22 protein-coding genes are annotated in these 21,588 nt (G+C 66.2%); 14 read left to right on the forward strand and 8 right to left on the reverse strand.

Annotation, left to right across the window (positions count from 1 at the left end):
• The first annotated feature begins 104 nt into the window (after nucleotides 1-104).
• Complete coding sequence (locus NO362_RS07875; RefSeq protein WP_049985358.1) at nucleotides 105-410, forward strand: hypothetical protein; 306 nt, start codon at nucleotides 105-107, stop codon at nucleotides 408-410.
• Nucleotides 411-454: 44 nt separating this feature from the next.
• Here the strand turns inward: NO362_RS07875 and NO362_RS07880 are convergent, their stop codons facing one another.
• Nucleotides 455-2,791, reverse strand: a complete 2,337-nt coding sequence (locus tag NO362_RS07880) for a DUF7527 domain-containing protein (protein ID WP_256544799.1) — start codon at nucleotides 2,789-2,791, stop codon at nucleotides 455-457.
• A 205-nt stretch (nucleotides 2,792-2,996) separates the two neighbouring features.
• Here NO362_RS07880 and NO362_RS07885 point away from each other — a divergent pair, with 205 nt between their 5' ends.
• Complete coding sequence (locus tag NO362_RS07885; protein ID WP_256544801.1) at nucleotides 2,997-4,643, forward strand: potassium channel family protein; 1,647 nt, start codon at nucleotides 2,997-2,999, stop codon at nucleotides 4,641-4,643.
• Nucleotides 4,644-4,682: 39 nt separating this feature from the next.
• Here NO362_RS07885 and NO362_RS07890 read toward each other — a convergent pair whose 3' ends face one another.
• Nucleotides 4,683-5,951: an amidohydrolase gene (locus tag NO362_RS07890; RefSeq protein WP_256544802.1), complete on the reverse strand. Its 1,269-nt coding sequence runs from the start codon at nucleotides 5,949-5,951 to the stop codon at nucleotides 4,683-4,685.
• Nucleotides 5,952-6,064: 113 nt separating this feature from the next.
• Between NO362_RS07890 and NO362_RS07895 the strand changes: the two genes are divergently transcribed.
• Nucleotides 6,065-7,585 carry a Na+/H+ antiporter NhaC family protein gene (locus NO362_RS07895; protein ID WP_256544803.1) on the forward strand — a complete coding sequence of 507 codons (1,521 nt, stop codon included), beginning with the start codon at nucleotides 6,065-6,067 and terminating at the stop codon, nucleotides 7,583-7,585.
• Nucleotides 7,582-7,845 (forward strand): DUF7513 family protein, encoded by a 264-nt coding sequence (locus NO362_RS07900; protein WP_256288192.1) that lies wholly within the window; start codon nucleotides 7,582-7,584, stop codon nucleotides 7,843-7,845. The genes NO362_RS07895 and NO362_RS07900 overlap by 4 nt, the downstream gene beginning before the upstream one ends.
• Before the next feature lie 18 nt (nucleotides 7,846-7,863).
• Here the strand turns inward: NO362_RS07900 and NO362_RS07905 are convergent, their stop codons facing one another.
• Entirely contained in the window at nucleotides 7,864-8,196 is a 333-nt protein-coding gene (locus NO362_RS07905; protein WP_121568262.1) for an uS10/mL48 family ribosomal protein, read from the reverse strand.
• A gap of 186 nt (nucleotides 8,197-8,382) precedes the next feature.
• On the opposite strand from NO362_RS07905, the gene NO362_RS07910 reads away from it, so the two are divergent.
• Nucleotides 8,383-8,844, forward strand: coding sequence for a bis(5'-nucleosyl)-tetraphosphatase (locus tag NO362_RS07910; RefSeq protein ID WP_256544804.1), 462 nt, complete (start codon nucleotides 8,383-8,385; stop codon nucleotides 8,842-8,844).
• Nucleotides 8,845-8,862: 18 nt separating this feature from the next.
• Nucleotides 8,863-9,897 (forward strand): DUF5787 family protein, encoded by a 1,035-nt coding sequence (locus tag NO362_RS07915; RefSeq protein ID WP_256544805.1) that lies wholly within the window; start codon nucleotides 8,863-8,865, stop codon nucleotides 9,895-9,897.
• Nucleotides 9,898-9,966: 69 nt separating this feature from the next.
• On the opposite strand, the gene NO362_RS07920 is transcribed toward NO362_RS07915, so the two are convergent.
• Nucleotides 9,967-10,488: a DUF5797 family protein gene (locus NO362_RS07920; protein ID WP_256544807.1), complete on the reverse strand. Its 522-nt coding sequence runs from the start codon at nucleotides 10,486-10,488 to the stop codon at nucleotides 9,967-9,969.
• Between the two features lie 102 nt (nucleotides 10,489-10,590).
• Here NO362_RS07920 and NO362_RS07925 point away from each other — a divergent pair, with 102 nt between their 5' ends.
• Together NO362_RS07925 and NO362_RS07930 are read left to right on the forward strand one after the other, a co-directional pair.
• A complete protein-coding gene (locus NO362_RS07925) occupies nucleotides 10,591-10,914 on the forward strand; it encodes a transcription factor S (protein ID WP_121568266.1) in 324 nt (107 codons plus the stop codon).
• Nucleotides 10,915-11,137: 223 nt separating this feature from the next.
• Nucleotides 11,138-11,698: a DUF6517 family protein gene (locus NO362_RS07930; protein WP_256544808.1), complete on the forward strand. Its 561-nt coding sequence runs from the start codon at nucleotides 11,138-11,140 to the stop codon at nucleotides 11,696-11,698.
• A gap of 24 nt (nucleotides 11,699-11,722) precedes the next feature.
• On the opposite strand, the gene NO362_RS07935 is transcribed toward NO362_RS07930, so the two are convergent.
• From NO362_RS07935 to NO362_RS07945, 3 genes are all read right to left on the reverse strand, one after another.
• Complete coding sequence (locus NO362_RS07935) at nucleotides 11,723-12,457, reverse strand: tRNA (adenine-N1)-methyltransferase (protein WP_256544809.1); 735 nt, start codon at nucleotides 12,455-12,457, stop codon at nucleotides 11,723-11,725.
• Nucleotides 12,454-12,837, reverse strand: a complete 384-nt coding sequence (locus tag NO362_RS07940; protein WP_121568268.1) for a nascent polypeptide-associated complex protein — start codon at nucleotides 12,835-12,837, stop codon at nucleotides 12,454-12,456. The genes NO362_RS07935 and NO362_RS07940 overlap by 4 nt, the downstream gene beginning before the upstream one ends.
• A gap of 99 nt (nucleotides 12,838-12,936) precedes the next feature.
• Nucleotides 12,937-13,416, reverse strand: coding sequence for a pyridoxamine 5'-phosphate oxidase family protein (locus tag NO362_RS07945; RefSeq protein ID WP_256544810.1), 480 nt, complete (start codon nucleotides 13,414-13,416; stop codon nucleotides 12,937-12,939).
• 110 nt (nucleotides 13,417-13,526) lie between these two features.
• On the opposite strand from NO362_RS07945, the gene NO362_RS07950 reads away from it, so the two are divergent.
• From NO362_RS07950 to NO362_RS07970, 5 genes are all read left to right on the forward strand, one after another.
• Nucleotides 13,527-15,203, forward strand: coding sequence for an acyl-CoA mutase large subunit family protein (locus NO362_RS07950; protein WP_256544811.1), 1,677 nt, complete (start codon nucleotides 13,527-13,529; stop codon nucleotides 15,201-15,203).
• 47 nt (nucleotides 15,204-15,250) lie between these two features.
• Complete coding sequence (gene mce, locus NO362_RS07955) at nucleotides 15,251-15,646, forward strand: methylmalonyl-CoA epimerase (protein ID WP_256546618.1); 396 nt, start codon at nucleotides 15,251-15,253, stop codon at nucleotides 15,644-15,646.
• 61 nt (nucleotides 15,647-15,707) lie between these two features.
• Entirely contained in the window at nucleotides 15,708-17,441 is a 1,734-nt protein-coding gene (locus NO362_RS07960) for a class I adenylate-forming enzyme family protein (RefSeq protein ID WP_256544812.1), read from the forward strand.
• Nucleotides 17,442-17,517: 76 nt separating this feature from the next.
• A complete protein-coding gene (locus NO362_RS07965) occupies nucleotides 17,518-18,669 on the forward strand; it encodes an acyl-CoA dehydrogenase family protein (protein WP_121568274.1) in 1,152 nt (383 codons plus the stop codon).
• Nucleotides 18,670-18,854: 185 nt separating this feature from the next.
• The gene (locus tag NO362_RS07970; protein ID WP_121568275.1) at nucleotides 18,855-19,055 is read left to right on the forward strand and encodes a DUF7835 family putative zinc beta-ribbon protein; all 201 of its coding nucleotides are present in this window, start codon (nucleotides 18,855-18,857) and stop codon (nucleotides 19,053-19,055) included.
• 297 nt (nucleotides 19,056-19,352) lie between these two features.
• On the opposite strand, the gene NO362_RS07975 is transcribed toward NO362_RS07970, so the two are convergent.
• The gene (locus NO362_RS07975; protein ID WP_256544813.1) at nucleotides 19,353-21,239 is read right to left on the reverse strand and encodes a bacterio-opsin activator domain-containing protein; all 1,887 of its coding nucleotides are present in this window, start codon (nucleotides 21,237-21,239) and stop codon (nucleotides 19,353-19,355) included.
• A 158-nt stretch (nucleotides 21,240-21,397) separates the two neighbouring features.
• Here NO362_RS07975 and NO362_RS14650 point away from each other — a divergent pair, with 158 nt between their 5' ends.
• Nucleotides 21,398-21,565, forward strand: coding sequence for a DUF7563 family protein (locus tag NO362_RS14650; RefSeq protein WP_425492334.1), 168 nt, complete (start codon nucleotides 21,398-21,400; stop codon nucleotides 21,563-21,565).
• The last annotated feature ends 23 nt before the right edge of the window (nucleotides 21,566-21,588 follow it).

The following is a 21,588-nucleotide window of genomic DNA, read 5'->3' on the forward strand; positions in this document are numbered from 1 at the left end:
TCGTTAATTACGCTCCCATTCGTACGGTGTGATACCCACTGTGCCGCGTTTTGTCGGGGCAGAGGGTAACATTTAAATCCTGCCCAGACAAGTTAACAGATGACATGATAGACCGACTCGAAAAGGAAGTGGATATGCTTGAACGGCATTTGCAGGTCCTGAAAATGGTCATCGAGAGCGAACCGATCGGGATCGTGAAGATGTCGAACGAGACTGGCTACCCACACCACAAAGTCCGCTACTCGCTGCGCGTCCTCGAAGAGGAGAACCTCATCGAACCGTCCAGCCAGGGTGCGATCACGACCGAGCGGACCGCCGAATTCGTCGACGAACTCGACGAGAAACTCGATCAGATCGTCGACAAGCTCGACGAGATGAAGATCGAAGAGGCCGTCGAAGTCGAAAGCTGAAACCGTAACCGTCCCGCCCACGTCTCGTCTCTGTCTCGTTTTGCTTACAGATCCGGGACGTTCAGGTGGAACTCCCCGTTTCGCGCCTCGACCAGACAGAGGTGGTAGCCGCGCTTTCGCGAGAGTTTTACGTGCGATAGCTTCTTCGACCGCGAGAGCAGGCCGCCGCCCGTCTCCTCGGAAACCGTCTCTAAGGCCCCGGGTTCGTAGAACGACTCGGTGACGTAGAAGCCGGCCGCGAGCGACTCGTCGTTCGAGGCGATCGTGCCCGTGTTCTCGACCAGCGAGCCGACCATCGCCTCGGTGGTCGCGTTCCGCGAGGCGTTGATGTCCGCGACGAACAGCGGATCGCCCATCTTGTCCCGGAAGATGACGTCGAAGTCACGCTGCTCGACGCCGTCGGGGGTGTCGACGCCGACGGTCCCCGACAACTCGACGCGGTCGATCTCCGGGATCGCGTCGAAGACGCCCGCGAGCCCAGACTGATTGCCGGTCTCGCCGATCTCATAGAGGAGATCCGTCACGACCCACTGTGCGAAGGCGTACTCGGTGCTGTCGTGGAGGAACGCCTCGTATGGCTGCCCGTCGACGGCGAGCCCCCCGGTCTCGAAGGTGGTGTGGTGTTCGAGCCGGAGGTTGTCGCTGACGTCGGCCCGCGACGCCGCGCCGTCGTGGGCGTGCTCCAGCGTCGCCTCGCCTTTCCGGTCGTAGCGGACGAAGAGGTTCGTCCCCGAGAGCGCCTGGTCGACAGACATCGATTGTGAGGGAGCGCCGCCGGTGTCGCCGCCCAGCCGTTCGAGTTCGCTCTCCAGGCGCTCGACTTCTGCTTCGAGCGTCTCACGTTCGGCTTCGAGTTCCTCGACGCGCTCGCGGTACTCCTCGCGTTCGGCTTCCAGTTCGTCGATCCGCTCGCGCTGTTTCGTTCGCGCCTCGGCGAGTTCGTCGCGCTCGGATTCAAGGGACTGAACGCGCTCTTTCGCTTTCGACAGGCGCTTTTCGAGCCGTTCGACGTTCGGCTGTTCGCCCCCCGCTGCTGAGCGCGCGCTCGCCTGTGTGGTCGATCCCGAGTCCGCCGTTTTGGAGGCGCTCGATCGATCCTGGGCGGCTTTCTGTGCGGTCCGCTTTCGCTGCATCTGCGCGGCGCGTTCGCTCGCCGATCGGCGATCCTGCTCGGCGCTCGCGGCCTGCGCTGTCGTCCCGTTCGAACTCGACTCGCTGGGGTCGAGCGACGGGATCGTCTTCGCCTCCCGCCAGCGTTCCTCGTCGGAGAAGACCCCGTCTGCGGCGGCACCTTTCTGCGTCGGTCCCGCGACGGTGGCATCGCCCGTGTCGCCCGCACCCGACGCCGTCTCGGAGGATGGCTCCGACGGCTGGCGGTCGTCCGGCCGTGTGGCTCTAGAGCCGGTGTCAGTCGCGTGTCCGTCTGCGGCACCCGTCTCTCCTTCCGCCTCGGTGCTGTCCGCAGTCCGGCCCTCGGGAGCGGTAGCGCCGGGTGAGTCAGTGCTCGCAGGGTCGCCACCCCGGGGAGCGTCCGATGGCTCGCTGGCTTCCGCGTCCGCCGTCGCCGGTCCCCCGTCGGAACCGTCGTCCGTCGGGGCGTCGTCCGCTGTCGGGGTATCTGCTGTCGACGCCTCGCCCTCTGCTGTCGGGTCGTCTGCTGTCGCGTCGGCTGCAGAGCCGGGAGCTGCCGCCGCATCAGGATCCGCTGTCGCGGTCGGCTCCTCGTCGTCGGCCGCTGCCGTCGCGTCGTCGGCGGTCTCTGTCGCGTCCTCGCTCTCCTCGCTGGCTCCGCTCTCCGTACCCGACGCGTCGTCTTCATCCGTCTCCGCCTCGTCGGTCGCCAGTTCCGGGATGTCGACGATCTCGACGTCGACGTCGACGACCTCGTAGATCCCGACCTCGTCGGCGGCCGTCTCGAAGGCCTCATCGCCCGTGACGAGCCGTTCGGAGCTCCCGACGAAGGCGGCGCTCATCGACTTGCCCCCGTGGTAGACGACGTAGTAATCCCCCGAGAGAACGTTTTCCGAGAGCTCGATGTAGCCGGTGAATCCGCCGTTCGAGAGCGTCTGGTCGGCGTCCGAAAGCGGTGTCTTGTTCGTGTAGTACCTCGCCTGTGTCTCTCCCCCGCGTTCCTGCATCGAAAAGAGCAGCGGGAGGCTCGGGTCTGCCGCGCGGTACGCGGTCAGCTCAGCGTCCTCGAAGTCCCCGATTTCCCCCTCGAAAACGCCGACGGCGCGGCCGTTCAGGAAGAACGCCCACGCCATCCCGGCAGAGACGGCTCCGCTGAACTCCGCGTCCGCGAGCTCGTGGAGCCCCTCGTATCCGTCCGGTGTGGCGACCGTCTCCCAGTCGGTCACCACATCGATAGTTCGACTGTTCATCCCTGTGTGTATCACAGAATCCAGATCAAATACTTTCCGGAGAGCTAGGCCCTCGACCGGCAGGTGCCAGGTACACGGGCGCAGGCTCCCGATCTCGCGAACCGGCGTCAGACGATCGTCGGACGCCCCGGGCACTCTCCGGCTTCGAACGGATCTGCGACGGCTGCTTCGGCGAACTTTTCCTCTCGGACCGTAAGCCACTGGTATGGCAGACGGTTCGACCTGGTCGCCCTCGGAGGCCCAGCGACGGCTCGGTCTCTACGTCGGCATCGCGGTCGGTGCCATCGTGTTCTACACCGTGCTCTACCGATGGACGATGGCGGCCTTCGAGGGCGTCACCGTGGGCTGGGTCGAATCGGCGCACATCGTCGTGGAGACGTTCACGACGACGGGCTACGGGGAGGACGCGAGCCTCTGGAGTGCGACCCCGACGTACCTGCTCTCGATGGCGATGCAGTTCACCGGCGTCGCGCTCATCTTCACGACGCTGCCGCTTTTCGTCGTCCCGCTCGTGGAGCGGGCGCTCGAACGCAACCCGCCGCGGGAGACGTCGCTGACCGGGCACGTGATCGTCACACCGCTCACCGCCCACGGCGAGATCCTCATCAGCGAACTCGAGTCGAAGGGAATCGCGTATCTCGTGCTCGAACCGGATCGCGAGCGCGCTCGCGAACTCCACGGCGAGTACGAAGTCGTCCACGGCGACCCCGAGTCGGTGTCGGATCTCCGCGCGGCGAACGCCGATACCGCAGTCGCCCTCGTCGCCGACAGCGATGACCAGACGAACGCCAGCGTGGTGCTGACAGCCGAACAACTGGATTCAGACGTACGGATCGTCAGCCTGGTCGAGGACCCGGACGTCGCGGACTACCACCGATACGCCGGCGCCGACGACGTCGTCCTCCCGCGACAGTTGCTCGGCGAAAGCCTCGCGCGCAAGGCCGCCTCGCCAATCGTTCCAAGCGACGACGCGATCCCGCTCGGCGACGGCTTCGAGATCGCGGAGGTGTTGATCCATCCCGACAGCAAACTCGAAGGCCGGACGATCGCCGAATGCGAGGTCGGTCGGCGGACCGGCGCGAACATCATCGGACTCTGGTCGCGCGGCGAGTTCGTCACGCCGCCTTCCCCGCACACGGTCCTCGATGGTCGCACCACGCTTCTCGTCACCGGTCGGGAGGAACAGCTCTCGCGACTCAGAGAGCTGGCTCGCTCGGAGGCGCGACGGCACCGGCAGGGGCGGGTCGTCGTCGCCGGTCACGGCGAAGTCGGCGCGACGGCCGCCGAGGCACTGACCGACGCGAACGTCCCGCACGTCGTCATCGATCAGCGAGACGAGTCCGGCGTCGACGTCGTCGGCGACGTTACCGACCCGGAGACGCTTCGTCGAGCGGGGATCACCGACGCCGAGAGCGTCCTCATCGCGCTCGACGACGACACGACCGCCATCTTCGCGACGCTCGTCGTCGAACGCCTGGCTCCCGACGCGGAGATCATCGTCCGGGCCAACGACGCCGCCAGCGTCCCGAAGATCTACCGGGCGGGCGCGGAGTACGTCCTCGCGCTCTCGACGGTCAGCGGGCGGATGCTGGCGTCGAACCTCACCGACGAGGAGGTCATCGCGCCGCAGTCACAAGTCGAGATCGTTCGGGTCGACGCGCCCGGTCTGGCCGGTATGTCGCTCGCCGACGCGGACGTCCGCGCCCGGACCGGGAGTACCGTGCTGGCGGTCGAACGCGGCGACGACCTCCGGACCGACGTCGGCCCGGAATTCACCGTTCAGTCGGGCGATACGGTCGTCGTCGCCGGGACCGACGACGCCGTCAATCGCTTCAACGAGACGTTCGGCTAATTCGACCGAGCGGCGGTTCACCGGGCACCCAGCGCCCGCTCAGGGCCGCCGCTTGCCGACCTCGACGATCGCGTTCGCGAGGACGTCGATCCCGACGCCGATGCTCGCCTCGTCGACGTCGAAGGTATCGGTGTGGTGACCGCTCGGATGGTCCGTGCCGACCCCGACGTACGCCGCCTTTCCGCCGCGTTCCTGTACGTACTGCATCAGATACGTCGCGTCCTCACTGCCGCCCAGGTGGTCCGAGTCGAGAACAGACGTCACTCCGTCGGTGGTTCGGGCGACGTCGCCGACGACGGCGGCGAGTCCCCGATCGCTCGCCGTCGACGGAGCGCGCCCCGCAGTGGTCACGTCGACCTCGCAGTCGTGCATCTCTGCGGCCGAGCGGAGCACGCGCCGAGCGTTCTCGTCCATATACTCCATCAGTTCGGTGGTGTCGCCGCGCACCTCGCCCTCGATGGCGACGCGCTCGGGGACGATGTTCGTCGCCGTCCCGCCCTCGATGACGCCGACGTTGACGCGGGTCGCGCCGTCGGCGTGCCGTGGAATGCCGTAGAGATTCTGGATCGCCGTCGCGGCCGCTTGCATCGCGTTCCGACCCGTCTCGGGCGCGATACCGGCATGGGCCGGCGCTCCCTCGAACTCCGCTTCGAACTGTGAGACCGCGAGGAAGCCGTCGATGCCCGCGACGATCTCGCCGGAGGGGTGACCGAGGCCGACGTGCACGGCGAGCAAGTAGTCGACGTCGTCGAGGTGCCCCGAGTTCGCCATCGGCTCGCCGCCGACGATCCGCTCTTCGCCGGGCTGGAAGAACACCTTCAGCGTGCCCTGGAAGTCACTGTCGAGGACGGCATCGAGGACACCGATGCCGATCGTCGCGTGGGCGTCGTGGCCGCAAGCGTGCATGTACCCCTCGTTCGTCGATCGGAACCCGATCGCTGCGGGCGCGTGCTCGTCGCCCCGAGATTCGGTGATCGGCAGCGCGTCGATATCGACGCGGAGCGCGACCGTCGGTCCGTCACCCCGCTCTGCGACTGCTAGCGCACCCGTGTTGCCGCCGGCGAGTCGGTCGAGGATGTCGTCGCGAGCGCCCGCCTCGCGCGCACGCTCGTGCCACGCGTCGAGTTCGTCGCTGTCCGGGACGCCGACGCGGTCATCTGCGAGGACCTCCGGTCCGACGTAGATCGCGTCCAGACCGCGCGTCTCGAGTTCGTCGACGATCCGCGCGGTGGTGTAGAACTCCCGCCAGGCGGGTTCTGGATGGCGATGCAGGTCGCGCCGGAGTTCCACGAGGTCGGCAGCAGTCATACTCGTCTCTGCGTCGTCGGGTGGTAAAGTCGCGTCGGAGGCGAGCACCTGCTGTCTCTCTGGTACCGTCCGGATCGGTTCGTTTATCGGGGACGACTGCAACCGGTCTGTCGATGAGCGATAGTAGCGACGCATCCAGAACGTTGAGCTTCTACGGCGGCCGGGCCGCAAGCGCGATCCCGATCGCGTTTTTCATCGCCTGGGCCGTCTTCCAGAGCGGACTGCTCGGAATCGGCGATACGACCGGTCTCATCGTCGGAATCCTCGTGGGGCTCGTCGTCGGAATGTTCTTCGTCAAGGGTCCGTGGAAGACCTACGCCGACGTCCTCTTCGACGGAATGACGCAACGGGTCGCCGCCACAGCGATCGTAGCGTGGCTGTGGGCCGGAATGTTCGCCGAGACCATCCAGGTCGGCGGGTTCGTCGACGGCCTCGTCTGGGCGGCCGACGCCGTCCAAGTCGGTTCGGGTCTGTTCCCGGCGCTGACGTTCCTCCTCGCCGCGCTGTTGGCGACGGGGATCGGCACCGGCTACGGGACGGCGATCGCGTTCACGGCGCTGGTCTTCCCGGCGGGCGTCGCGGTCGGCGCCGACCCGGTGCTGCTGTTCGGCGCGATCCTCTCGGGAGCCGTCTTCGGCGACAATCTCGCGCCCGTGAGCGACACCACGATCGTCTCGGCCGTGACGCAGAACGCCGACATCGGCGGCGTCGTCGCTTCGCGGCTGAAGTACGCCATCGTCGCCGCGGTGTTCGCGTTCGCGGCGTACCTCGCGGCGGGCCAGACGATGCAAGGGACGCCCGTCGACGTCGCTGGCGCGGGTGGCGCCGGGACCGCGCTCGGCCTCGTCCACCTCGCGTCGATCGGCGTCGTGATCGTGACGGCGATCCGCGGCCGTCACATCGTCGAGGCCATCTCGTGGGGTATCGTCCTCTCGGTGTTTCTCAACCTCGCGTTCGGCCTCGCTGAGGTGTCTGCGATGCTCGCCTTCGAGGCCTCTCAAGAATCCGCGCTGGTGCAGTCGATCGACGCGCTCCCCCTCATCGGGGCGTTCGTCGTCCCCGTGGCTCCCGGCGACGCGGCCGTCGCGGGCAGCCTCTACACGGGCGCAGCGGGCTTTTTCCCGCTCATCGTGCTCGTCCTCTTGATCGTCGCGGCCGCGCAGGTGATGCAGCGCGGCGGCGGCTTCGAGGCGATCCAGGAGTTCCTCCTCGAACGGGTCGCGACGACGGTCCGCCGCGCGGAGACGACGATGGTGCTCGGCACGGCGCTTGTCAACGCGATGATTACGATCAACACCGCGGCCGAGATCGCGATCGCCCCGTACATCAAGACGCTCGGGCGTCGCTTCAACATCAACGGCTACCGCCGCGCGAACATCCTCGACGCCAACACGTCGGCGCTCGGCTACATCTTCCCGTGGGGTGGCGGTCTGCTCGCAGGCTACTCGGCGATGCAGCGACTCCCCGAGCAGTACGAGTGGTTCACGCAGGCGATGGTTGTCAATCCCGCGTCGGTCTGGCCGTTCGTCTTCCACGGCTGGTTCCTCGTCGCCGTCTTCCTGCTCGCGGCGTGGACCGGCTACGGCCGTGAGTACGTTTCCGACCGCGCCAGCGAGGAGGTGAGTCGCGTATGAGCCGCTTCGAGAAAGTGCTCGCTGGCCTCACCTTCCGTACTGCCACGCCGTCCTTCGAGGTCGGCGACGAAGTCCCGGCGTTCGTCACCGGCCAAAGCGAGTCGGGACTGCTCGTCCGCGTCGGCGACACCGTCTTGGTACTGCCCGACGCGGACCCCGCGCTCTTGGACGCGAAAGTCACGATCAAAATCGAATCGTTCGACGAGGGGCAACACCGCGGGACCGCCCGCGTCGTCGACGTGCTCCAGGACGGCGAGTAACGTCGCGAACGGAGGGAGTCAGTCCCGCAGGTGTCCGAGCGGCTTCTTCTGTTCGACTTCGATCTCGACGTGGAGGCTCTCGGGAAAGTCCATGTGGCCGACCTCGCGGGCGATGTGATCGTTCCCGTGGATCTCGAGTTTTCGGGAGTAGACGGTGTAGCTCCACGAGGAGAACTCGTCGCCCGGTTGGAGCGATCGATACTGCGGGACGGCGACGGTTTCCGGCGGATCCGCGTGTGGGCCTTTACACTCCGCGCCTTTGCGTTCGAGCATCGATTTGAGTTCTGAAACTTCCGATTCCAGTTCGTATCGGTTCCCCGACTGGAAGTGTAGTTTTGTGACGAAGGTCATAGCTGGGGTCTCGCTGGGATAGAAGATACGTCGTCACCGAGCCCTAAAAACACATCCATAGGACGGAAGTAACGCCAACGAGCCTTCGCTGCGACTCGAAGACCCCGACAGAGTCGGCCCTCTGAGAGCGCGGACCCGTCCAAACGTCCGATAGCCTCTTAACTCCCTACCCGGTTTATCCATCTAATGACTGTGGAAGCGGTTAGCGCTGGAGCGATCCTCTTCCGCGACACCCGCGGCGAACGGGAGTATTTGCTCCTGAAGAGCCGTCCGGGGGACTGGGAGTTCCCCAAAGGCGGGGTCGAAGGGGAAGAGGAGCTCCAGCAGACAGCCATCAGAGAAGTGAAAGAGGAGGCCGGAATCGAAGATTTCCGTCTTATCGACGGATTCCGCGAGGAGTACGACTACGTCTTCGAGGCGAACGGGAAGACGATCCACAAGACCGTCCACCTGTTCATCGCCCGCTCGTTCGAGGCGAGCGCGGAGCTCTCGAACGAACACCGCGACCTGCAGTGGCGCGACTACGAGCAGGCGACCAACACGATCACACAGGACGGCCCCCGCGAGATCTTCGAGCAGGCACACGAGTACCTCGACCAACTCGCCGCCGAAAACGGCGAGACCGGCGAAGGCAAGTACCTCGCGTAGGCGATCGGAGCCTGACGCGTGTACCCCGGCACCGCCGAGTTCGGCTTCGAGTTGCTCGTCTGCCGCTGGGCAGAGACCGCCTGGCCGCCCGAGGAGCGACGCGAGGACGCCGTCGTCGTCGCCCGACAGCTCGGCACGCGGGAGCGCCGCTGGGACACCGTCGTCTTAGAGTGCGATCCGGACGGATTGGCCGCCCGCGCGCAGTTCGGCGAGCGCGAACTCGACTCGGATCTCCTGCACGTCGTCCGCAACGCCCCGGCCGAGTGGACGTGGTACCGCGACGCCTTGCCGGACCCGGGCTACCCCTGGCGCTACGTCCGCGCAGCGGTGCACCGCGCGGCCGACCGCGGCGTCGTCGAGACGCGCCGCCGGAGCAACCGAATCGAGATCCGACGGATCGCGCCGTACCCCGATTGGCTCCGCCGGATCGTCGCCGTCGAGAACAAGCCCGACCTCGACGCCTCGGCGGCCCGCGCGCTCTCTGCGCAACTCGAACACGACGTCGAGACAGCGCTCGCCGACGAGGTCTGGGTCGCGACCGAGGCGACAGACAGCCGCATCGAACCGGCGCTGCTCGAAAACCTTCCGGTCGACGTGGGGATTTTGGCGGTCTCGTTCGACGGCGACGACGACAGCGAAGCCGCGGGACAGTCCGCAGACGCCAGTCGGCGCACCGCTGCGAACGTCGAGTGGTATCCGAGCGAGGTGACTCCCGACACCGCCGACGGCGACGACGAGCGGCAGCGACGGCGGCTCGAACTCGCCGAGCGCGCGTACGGCCGCGGCTGGCGGTCGTATCACGAGACGATGCGGCCCGACTGCCGCCACTTCGAACTCCGCCGGTTCGACCGCGCGCTCGTGCCGCACTGCGCTGCGAAGGAGCGCTCACAGACCGCCGCGGAGTGTGCGGGGTCGTGCCCGGAGTTCGAGCCCGAACCGCCGACGTGGCGCACTCGCGGGTGGCCCATCGAGGGCGGTCCCGGAAAGGGGATCAAACGGCTCCTCGACGACCGGCGCGCGTGGATCCGCGCGCGAGAACACGACCGCGAATGAGAAAACCGCCGGAGTGCGCCTCCGTCAGAAACGAGAACCCCGGCGGAGTGAGCACGCCCGATACTCGGACTACGAATCGGCTACTTCGACGTCGATGTCGTCGCGTGGCGCGGCCAGCCTGAACGTCGGCACCGTCCGATAGATCACTTCGACGACGCCCTTCCGACGGAGGCTCTGGAGCGCCCGGCGGACGTCCTCGACCGGCGGGTCGACGTCGAAGTCGTCGCGGACTTTGTTCAACACGCTCACGACGCTCTCGGAGCGCTCGTCGGGGCCGGCGACGACCTGGAATACCTGCGACTCGAGCGCCGGGACGCGAATCACGGAGGGGACGCCGCCCTCGTCGTCGCCGTCGCCCTCGACGCCGGGCTCGACGTCGACTAACTCCGCGGCCTCGGCCGTCGCGCGAATGAGGCTGTTGTCGTCCCGGTAGTAGTAGTCCTTCAGTTCGCCTTCGAGGTACTGGTGGACCTCGCTGCCGGATTCCATCCCCCACTGGTCTTGGAGTTCTTTGTTTTTCGTCGGCTGCAGGCGGACGACGTCGGCGAGCCGTTCTTTCGCCTGCTCGGAGAGGGCTCGATTATCTGTCACACACGGCTTTTCGCACTGTGGTATTAAGACGTTTCAACATCCGACACGCGGTCGCACCGATCCCGGCCGCTTAAGTCTCCGAAGCGTCTGAGTCGGGGTAAGATGGAGTTCTGCGACGAATGCGGCTCGATGATGAAGACCGAGGACGACGTCTGGGTCTGCGGAAACTGCGGGTACGAGAAACCCCGCGATACGGCCGACGAAGAGCATATGACCTCGACGGCCGCCCGCGAGGAGAGCGAGGTGGTCGATATGTCCGACGTCGACGACGCGGAGATCGGACCGACGACGACGGTCATCTGTCCGGAGTGTGGAAACGACCGCGCGCGCTATGAGATGAAGCAGATCCGTTCGGCCGACGAATCCGAGACCCGGTTCTTCACCTGTACCGAGTGCGGCCACAAGTGGCGCGAAGACGACCACTGATACTGTCGGACAGCAGTTCGTGAATGATGTTGGCACCACGGGGTGCCGATGATTTTCACATCGTTCTATCCGACAGTATGAGCCGTCGCTGTCGCATCGTTCGCATACTACGGCGGTTTTGCCGGTGACGCGTGCCCCACCGAGTGGATATGCCGTCTTCGCTGTGACCTCTCGACCCCGCCCGTCGCTGCGAATTAAGTCGGTGGCGCCCGAACGAGTGTCCGTGACTGACGAGATCGCGCCGCCGAGCATCGACGTCCCCGATGGCTGGCGGCTGGTCTCCGAAGAGGTGACGGCGCCGTTCGACGTGCGCGTGGTCCGAATCGAGGCCCACACTCAGATCTACGAGGACGTCGAGTTGCGAGAGCGGCTGGAACCGGCGACAGGTGTCGATCGTGGGACGACGTGGCGGTTCGTCTTTGCCAGTCGGCTCCGCATCTCGCCCACCACCTCGCCGTCGAAGTCGCTCACGCGCCTCGTCAGGGACCGTGCGACGTCGAAGTTCGTCGAGGTGCTCGAAGAACGTGGCTTCTCCGGCGTCGACCGCGCCGACACGCACCGGATCGACGTGGACCACACGGAAGTAGAGGCGACGCGGTTCCGCGCGCAGGTTCGCGTCGACGGCCGCAACCGCCCCGTGGAGGCGTACTTCGCCGCGTGGCCGGCCGGCGAGGAGTACCTCCTCGGCGGTGGCGCGTACCCGCTTACGGTTCCGGAGCCGGAGACGTTCGATCCCGAGCGCGCTCGCGAAGAACTGTTCGGAATGTTGCGTTCGATCGAGTGAGCGCGTTGGCCGTGCCGACCCTGCTCAGCGCTCGTTTCGCGCGAACGTCAGATAGCCGGTGTGGCCGACGCCCGCCGTCGAGGGTCGCGAGCCACGATCGCCGAAGTCCATCTCGCGTTGGATCGTCTCGAAGGTGTCGACGTCGCGGAGCCCCACTTCGCGGGCCGCCTGGACGGTCTCGCGACTGTTCTCGACGAACGGCGAGTAGACGGCGACGTGACCGCCGTCCGCGAGGAGGTCGGGCGCACGCTCGACGACCGCGGGCGCGTCGCCGGTGTCGAGCGTGATCACGTCGAAGGGGCCGTCCTCGGCGACGGCGTCGAGGTGTTCCGTGAGGTCTCCCGTGCGGACGTCGACGCGGTCGTCGACGCCGGCGAGTCGCATATTCTCGCGCGCGACGTCGGCGAACTCGGCGTCGACCTCGTAGGTCACGACGTCCGCGTGCAGCCGGCCCAGATACGCCGACAGTACGCCCGTTCCCGTTCCGGCGTCCAGCACGCGGTCGCCGGCCGCGACGCCCGTGTGACCGACCACGAGGCCGATGTCGCGCGGGAGCATCGGCGCGCCCGTGCGCTCGAAGTGATTGAACAGGTCCGGCCCGCGCAGTCGACGGACCACGAACTCCTCGCCGAGATGCGTCTCCAGGACGTCGCCGGGTTCGACGTCTTCGGGGACGTCGAGCACGCCGAGGTCCGTCTGGAGTTCGTCGCCCGGGGCGCGGAGGTACTCGCGGTCGTCGTGGACGAGGAGGAAACTCACTCCAGCTGGGCGATGGCGGCCGCGAGGTCGCCGTCGGTCGCTTCGAGCGTCTCACGCGCCGTGTCTGCGTCGACGCCGGCGCGCTCTGCGACGAGTGCGACGTCCTCGTCGGGGATGCCGCCGGACTCGGCGTCGCCGCCTTCGAGTTCTGCGGTCTCGCTCTCGTCGGCCCCGCGCTCCCGGGATTCGGGCTCGCCGACGATCTGGTAGGTCTGCTGGCCCTGCGCGTCCATCCGGGTGACCTGCGCGTCCGAGAAGACGAGTTCCTCGTCGGCCGTCTTGATGACGACCTCCTCGGCATCGAGTTCGGTGACGTCGATGCCCATCTGTTCCATCATCTGCTGCATCTTCCGTGGGTTCATACCGCCTCCGCCGAACATAGTTGGTCGAAGCGTAGGCGGCCGGTAGCAAAAGCGTGGCGAACCGTGCCGTTCAGGTGGGTCTCCGTCGCCCTGTCGATTCGACCGGACGGCGAACGCTCACTCGCTCGCCGCGTCGGGTTCGCGCTTGAGCCCGGTCACTTCCTCGATCGGCATCTCGAAGCCGACGATGGAGAGCTGTCGGCGTCCGACGCCGGTCAAATCCGGTGACCAGGCGTTTTCGTCCATCAGCTCGCCGATCTCGGCCCACTCGTCGGTTCCGAGTTCCCGCAGCGGGCCGAACGCGAGCACGCTCCGCCAGTCGGTCTGTGCGTTGAAATCGTACACTGCCAGGCACGCGCGCTCTGTCGTCTCGGTGAACGCGAGTTTGGTGCTGTCGGGACGGAACTGCCAGTAGGCGAAGACGGCGCGCCCGGACTCGTAGCCGAAGGAGATGGGGACCGCGTAGGCTCGGTTCCCGTCGGCCAAAGAGAGGACGCCTGTCCCCTGTGTTTCGAGGTAGGCGTCGATCTCCGCGTCGGTCATCTGCCCGCCACGTACCCGTCCGGGGGTCACGTCGTCGGCAACCTCGTCGCTCATAGCACGCCGTTTGTCGGCGTCCGTAATGGCCTTGTTCCCTTTGGAGCGACAATCCCCACGACCCCGACCGTCGGACAGTTTCAATACCGGTCGGAACCCCACACTGGAGTATGTTCGACCCCGACGACCTCGCGACGATCCGGGAGGCAAAACGCGAGTGGGAGGCCGAGACGCTCTCACCGACGCTGGAACGCTTCGGGGAGCGACGGGAGACGTTCACCACTGACACCGGCGGGCAGACGGTCGAACGGCTCTACACCCCCGAGGACGTGACTGACTTCGACCACGACGCCGACCTCGGATTCCCGGGCGAGGAGCCCTACACGCGCGGGGTCTACCCGACGATGCACCGCGGCCGGCTCTGGACGATGCGGCAGTACGCCGGGATGGGAACCGCCGCGGAGACCAACGAGCGTTTCCGTTACCTCATCGACCAGGGTTCCTCCGGGCTGTCGATGGCGTTCGACCTCCCGACGCAGAAGGGCTACGACTCTGACGCCGGGATGGCGGCGGGCGAAGTCGGTAAGGCGGGCGTCGCGATCGACAGCCTCCGGGATATGGAAGTCGTCTTCGACGACATCCCGCTGGACGAAGTCTCGACGTCGATGACGATTAACGCCCCCGCAGCGGTGTTGCTCGCGATGTACGTCGCGATCGGCGATCAACAGGGCGTCCCCCGAGATAAACTCCGTGGCACGATACAGAACGACATTCTCAAAGAGTACATCGCGCGCAATCTCTACATCTACCCGCCGGAGCCGTCGATGCGGCTCATCACCGACCTTTTCGAGTTCTGCGCGAGCGAGGTGCCGAACTTCAACACTATCTCGATCTCGGGGTACCACATCCGGGAGGCGGGGTCGACGGCGGCACAAGAGATCGCGTTCACGCTCGGCGACGGCATCGAGTACGTCGAAGCGGCCATCGACGCCGGACTCGACGTCGACGAGTTCGCCCCACAGCTTTCGTTCTTCTTCAACGCCCACAACAACGTCCTCGAAGAGGTCGCGAAGTTCCGGGCTGCCCGGCGAATGTGGGCGAAAATAATGGACGAGCGATTCGACGCGGACGACCCCAAATCGAAGCAGTTGAAGTTCCACGCCCAGACCGGTGGGTCGACCCTCACCGCCCAGCAGGTCGAGAACAACGTGGTCCGCGTCGCCTATCAGGCGATGGCGGCCGTCCTCGGCGGCGCCCAGAGCCTCCACACGAACGGGAAAGACGAGGCGCTGTCGCTGCCGACCGAGCAGTCCGTGCGGACGGCGCTTCGGACGCAGCAGATCCTCGCGCACGAGTCGGGCGTCGCGGACACGATCGATCCGCTCGGCGGGAGCTACGCGATCGAGTCGCTCACCGACGAGATCGAAGCCGAGGCGTTCGAGATCCTCGAGGAGGTCGACAGCCGCGGCGGGATGCTCGAGGCGGTGAAGTCCGGGTGGGTACAGCGACAGATCCAAGACATCGCCTTCGAACGCCAGCAGGAGATCGAATCGGGCGAGCGGATCGTCGTCGGGGTCAACGAGTACCAGGTCGACGAAGAACCGGAGGTCGACGTCGAAGACGTCGACGAGGCGGACGAAACGCGGCAACGAGAACGATTGGAGGCAGTGAAAGACGAGCGAGACGAGGAAGCCGTCGAAGCGGCGCTCGCGACTGTTCGGGAGGCCGCCGCGGGCGACGCAAACCTCGTGCCGCCCATCGTCGACGCCGTGAAAGCCTACGCGACGGTCGGCGAGATATCGAACGCGCTCCGCGAGGAGTTCGGCGAGTACCGTCCCGCGCGATAGCGGCAGCGGATTTTATCTCCGCGTCGCGCTACCGTCCCCCTATGCCGATGGCTTTCGACCACCTGGGCGTGGCGACGACCGACGGGGAAGAACTGGCAGCGACCTTCGAGACGCTCTTCGAGGCCTCGCTCGTCCACGAGGAGACGTTCGACGGGATGATCGCCCGGTTTCTCGAACTCGACGGCGGCTACTTCGAGTTGCTCGAACCGCTCGAAGACGGCACGGTCGCGCGCTACCTCGACAGCCACGGTCCGGGCATTCACCACGTCGCACTCCGGACCGAAGACATCGGCGCGGCGCTCGCACGCGCCCGCGACGCCGGCGTCGACCTCGTCGACGAGGAGCCGCGACCGGGCGCGTGGGGCCACGAAGTAGCGTTCCTGCACCCGAAGTCGACCGGGGGCGTCCTCGTTGAGTACGTCGAGCACGGCGACGGGGCGTAGCGGTCGGGGGCGCCGGAGGAGCCGACAGTATTAGGCGGCCCGTCACGTCCACACGCGTAGGATGCGCGATTGGCTCTCTCACCGGGTTCGGATCGAACCGGAGGGCGACGCTCTCGTGACTGCAGCGACGGGCGACGTCTACACGTTCGCGAACCTCGATGCGCTCGTCGACGACCTCGCCGGCCGACTCGCCGCGACGGGCGTCGAACGCGGCGCACACGTCGGCGTCGTGCTGGACCCTCGACTCGAATACGTCTGTCTCGTCCACGCCGCGATGCGACTCGGCGTCACGCTCGTTCCGATGGGTGACGAACTGACCGCCCGCGAACTCGCCGGGCAGATCGAAACGGCGGACGTGTCGACAATCGTCTGCGGCGACGCGACCGAAACGACGGTTGTACACGCTCTCTCGCGCGTGGCTGGCGAAGCGGCCGACACTGACGGGGGTAATGGCGAAGCCACCGATTCTGGCGAGGAGACCGACTCCGACGACGAGACCGACTCCGACGACGAGACCGACTCCGACGACGAGACCGGTAGTGAGGACGAGTCTGGAAGCAGCGGCGAGGCCGACTTCGACGACGTACCCGGTGGCGAGGACGGTGCCGGCTGTGACCGCACCGCCTCGGTCGTCACCGTCGACGAACCGAACACGGACGCCGTGACCTCCCTCTCGTCGGTGACGCCCGAGTCTGTGACCCCCGCGGAATGGTCGCTCGAGGACACCCAACTCATCCTGTTCACGTCCGGCACTACTGGCGATCCGAAGGCCGTCCGGCTGACGACGGGGAATCTCCTAGCCAGCGCGGTCGCATCGGCGTTCCGTCTGGGATTCGACCCGGACGACCGGTGGCTCGTGACGCTCTCGTTGCACCATATGGGTGGGATCGCGCCGATTCTCAGAATGCCGCTGTACGGGATGACGGTCGTCTTCCGAGCGGGCTTCGATGCCGGGGCGGCAGCAGACGATCTGGACCGATACGATGCGACCGCCGTCTCGCTGGTCCCGACGATGCTCCGCCGGATGCTGGACCGCCGGGGGACGCTCACGGAGTCGCTCCGCGTCGTACTCCTCGGTGGCGCACCCGCGTCGCCGGAACTGATCGAGCGTTGCCGCGACTACTCCGTCCCGGTGTACCCGACGTACGGAATGACCGAAACCGCCTCCCAGATCGCGACGGCCCGCCCGAACGCGGCGTACGAGAATCCCGAGAGCGTCGGTCGCCCGCTCTTTATGACCGACGTCACCGTCGTCGACGAGGCGGGATCGCCGGTCCCACCCGGAGAGCCCGGCGAAATCGTCGTCGACGGGCCGACGGTGACACCTGGCTACTACGGCGACAGCGACGCCACCGAGGCAGCGTTCGGGGAGTTCGGGTTCCACACCGGCGATGTCGGCGTCGCCGACGAGTATGGGACGCTCACCGTTCTGAACCGCGTCGACGACCGGATCGTCACCGGCGGCGAGAACGTCGACCCCGGCGAAGTCGTCGACGCTCTCCTCGCACACCCGAGCGTGCGTGAGGCGGCCGTCGTCGGCGTGCCGGACGCCGAGTGGGGCGAACGCGTCTCGGCGCTGGTCGTCCCCGAAGGCGACTCGATCGACCGGGACGAGTTGCTCGGGTTCGCTCGCGACCGACTGGCCGGCTTCAAACTCCCGAAAGTGATCGTGGTCACCGAAGCGATTCCGCGGACCGTCTCGGGGACGGTGGACCGAGAAGCCGTCCGGGAGCGGCTCTCCGGGACGAGGCCGAAAGATGATCGCACAGACTCGGACGCCGGCACCGACGACTGAATCAGAGAACTATAAACGAATCTAAAGTTTTTCGAAGTTCCGAGAGTTATTTGCTCGTGGCATTCGAGTGGCCCCTATGGACCTTCTCGACGAGTCGGTCGTGCCCGAGCACGCCCGCGAAGTAAAACAGGAGGCGCGTGAGTTCGCCGACGAGTACATCCGTCCGAACGCCGAGGAGTACTTCCGATCTGCGGAGTACCCCTGGGAGATCCTCGAAGCGGCAATGGACGCCGGTCTCGTCGCCCAAGACATCGGCGAGGAGTACGGTGGCCGTGGTCTCGACCTCGAACAGATTCTCGCGATCAACGAGGAGTTCTACGCGGCCGACGCCGGTATCGCGCTGACGCTGATGCTCGCGTCGTTCGGCTGTGAGATCGTCGAGAAGTACGGGTCCGAGGAACAGAAAGACGAGTACCTCAGGCCGGTCGCAGCGAACGAGCAGATCTCGGGACTCGCCGTCTCGGAGCCACAGACCGGATCGGATATGGCCGGGATGACGACCACTGCCGAGCGAACCGACGACGGCTGGGTCCTGAACGGCGAGAAGTACTGGGTGGGGAACGCCGTGGAGGCCGACTGGCTGACCGTCTACGCGAAGACGGACGACAGCGACGACCGCTACTCGGACTACTCGATGTTCATCGTCGAGACCGACACCCCCGGGTACGAGGCCGAGCACATCCCCGAGAAGATGGGGATGCGCGCCTCCAAGCAGGGCCACATCGTCTTCGACGACTGCGAGATCCCCGAGGAGAACCTCGTCGGCACCGAAGGCGGCGGCTTCTACGTCCTCGCGGACTTCTTCAATCACGGCCGCGTCGTCGTCGGCGGTCACGGCATCGGTCTCGCAGCACGCGCCATCGAGGAGACGTGGAAGTTCGTCCACGACAGAGAGGCGTTCGGGCGAAACATCTCCGAGTTCCAGTCCACCCAGCACATCATCGCCGATATGCGGATGGAGTTCGAGGCGGCGCGGACGCTCAACTGGCGTGCGGCGCACAAGGTCGAAACCAACGAGGACGCCGGCTTCTGGGCGGCGGCGACGAAGACCAAATCGACAGAGGTAGCGATGCAGTGTGCCGAGCGCGGGATGCAACTCCACGGCGGCCGCTCGGTCCTCGAAGAGTACCCGATCTCGCGGGTGTACCGCGACGTACGCATTCCCGTCATCTACGAGGGGGCAAACGAGATCCAGCGCAACCTCATCTACCGACAGGGCAGTATCTGACGCGCTTGCGCAGGCGTCGGGACGTATTCGAATCTCCAACTGGGGTGCCGTCTCAATCACTGTGCGGTCCCGCCGACGCTTTTTCGCTCACAGATCCCACCGCAGTCCGCCGATCCGTCCGACCCTAAGGGTGTAGGGTCGGGAGTCAATGTGGATTCGGCCATCTACTCTGGTACCGAACGACGATGTCCAAGAGCCAATCTTCCCACACCGAACTGACCGAGTACTGCGACGAATGCGGCGCGCGGACTCCCCACGAGGTTTCGATCGAACTCAAGACCGAGAGCAAGAAGCAGACGAACCGGGCGTTCTCCAGAGAGCCCTACCGAGTGACGAAGTGCCGAGCCTGCGGCGACGAACGCGCCCAGCGGATGAACGACGCCTGATCCGATCCACAGCCCTCTCGGGCATACACTCTCCGTAGATTTCTGCGCACGCGGGCGGCCCCCGATCGCCTGCAGTTTCCGACGCCGACTCTCCCGTCGCTCACACTGTCAGACAGCAGTTCGTGAATCACGCTGGCACTCACGGAGTGCCAATGGTCTTCACATCGTTCTGTCCGACAGTATCAGACACTCAGGCCAAGTACGTCCGACCGTATGATAATGATTACTCTCGTCTCTTACCGCCGACCATCGCCACCGGGAGTGGCGCTCGGCGGTACACAGTGAGAGTAATCACTATCAGTCGTCGCCAGCCGCGTCGCCGGTGTCGTCGGCTGGATTCCTCGTCCGACGGTCGGTCGACGTCTCCGCGAAGAACGATTCGATGAGCTTTCGCTCGCCGGATCGGAGGTGCTCGTGGAACGTCGGCGCGGCGATGCCGAGCGAGGCTGCGACCTCCTCGGCGGTGCTGCCGCGCGGCCAGTCGAAGTAGCCCGAGGCCAGCGCCGTCTCCATCACGTCGCGCTGTCTGTCGGTCAGTTTCTCTTCGAGCTGTCGACGGAACGAAGACGTCGACTGCACTGCGTCTTCGACCTCTCGTTTCGCGAGCACCGACACGTCCGGGTACGACGATTGCACGGCGTTCGTGAGCGCTCTGAGGTCGGACCGGGCGGGCACTCTGACGACGAGTTCGCCCTCGCCGCCGGTCGCGCTAAACGACTCCACCGACGCGCCCAGTTCGACGAGCGTCACGACCACCGAGGCGTCGGCTAGCCGGAACTCGAACAGCGCTTCGTCGTCTTCGTCGGAGATGACCCGCCCGTTCGTAAGCGCGTCGAGCGGTGCGACGGCCGAGAGCACCGTCGACGGATCCACGTCCTCGATCGAGACGTAGCAGGAGACGACGCCCTCGTTTGCGAGTGAGGCGCCTTCGAGCGTCACGGTCGTGTCGAACTCCAAGGAGAGGTCGACGAGCACGTCTCGGGTGTCGGTGTGCTCGAACTCCAGTTCGACCGCGCTGTCGCCGTGAAGCAACTGCTTTGACTCGGCGGCGTTGATGCCGTGTCCGACCGTCTCGCCGACGCCGCCGAGCATCGACCGCTCCTCCTCGGAGATCGATCCGCGCACGTAGACGACGAGCGCGCCGTAGACCGTCTCCCGGTAGGTGACCGGGATGGCGACGAGGGTCAGTTCCCCAGCGACGGCGTCGGCGTTTCGCAGGGCTGCCGCGGCGTGGGCCGGCGAGACGGCGTCGGTCACGACAGATCGCGTGTCGATCGCCTCGCGGACGAGCGCCGCCGGATCCGCCGAACTGCCCTCGGCGAACGGGGACGTGACCGACTCGGCAGCGGCCGCGCACTCGACGGTGTCGACTGCTTCGTTGTACCGCGCGATCCACGCTCCGTCGTAGGGCGAGGACTCGAAGGAGGCACACACCGTCTCCGCGATGCCCTCGCGGGTGCTCGCGTCGACGAGCGCCTGGTCCACGTCGCGGAGGAAGCCGTTGATCCGGCGCACGCGGTCCAGTTGGCGTTCGCGCTCGCGGATCTCCGATTCGCGCTCCTCGCGGAGTTCACGGACTCTGGCAGTTAGGTCGTCGAGGGCGGTCGGATCGCCGAGGTCGCGGAGATCGCGCTCTTCGAGGACTGCTTCCGTCGACTCCAGCGCGAAGTACTCGCGGACACGCTCGTCGAACTCCGAGCGGACGAGCAGTTCTTCGACGGTTCCGGTGACGCTATCCTCGTCGACCGGCTTGACGAGGTACTCGTCGAACGGCATCTCGACGATGTCGGTGTCGGGTTCGACGGCCGTCATCATCGCGACGCGGCAGTCGTACCCCCGTTCGTCGATCTCCGCGAGCACCTCGTCGCCCGAGAGGTCCGGCATCCGGCGGTCGAGGAGGACGACGTCGACCTCGTCGTCCATCTGTTCGAGCGCGTCCTCTCCGCCGTAGGCGACGCGAACGTCGAAGTCCTCGCGGAGCCAGTACTCGCAGGTGTCGGCGAGGTCTCTGTCGTCGTCGACGACGAGGACGACCGGCCCGTCGTCTGACGCATCGGTCTCGGCTCGCGGTCCGTCTGTCGGCGTCGCAGGGTTCTCCACCGTCCCGCCGGGGGGCGAACCTGTCGCAGCCGACGTGTCGTCTGGCCCCGACTGAGAGCCGTTCGACGAACCGTCCGATGTCATCCTAATACCCGGACGAAACGAGTCCACGGATAAATAGCTGCCCCTCAGACCCCCAATTTCCGCTCGGGACCTAAGGACGTAGGGGTCCGTGTTAGGGTACTACACCCCCTCTCCCCAAGTGGATATGTTCGACCGATCCGTCGCAGAGGTGGCGTGCAATGCCTGAGTGTCAGAACTGTGGCTCATTCGTCTCGCGGGACTACGTCCGGGTCTTCGCCCCGGAAGGGTTCACAGACGCCCGCGTCTGTCCCAACTGTGAGGACGCAATCCGGGAGGGAGCAGAAGTCCGAGACGCCCGTGCCCGGCGCGTCTCGTCGTCCCCCTGACGCAGTCGGTGCTCCCGACACGA

Source organism: Halobellus inordinatus (genome assembly GCF_024498335.1).
Taxonomy (GTDB): Archaea; Halobacteriota; Halobacteria; order Halobacteriales; family Haloferacaceae; genus Haloquadratum; species Haloquadratum inordinatus.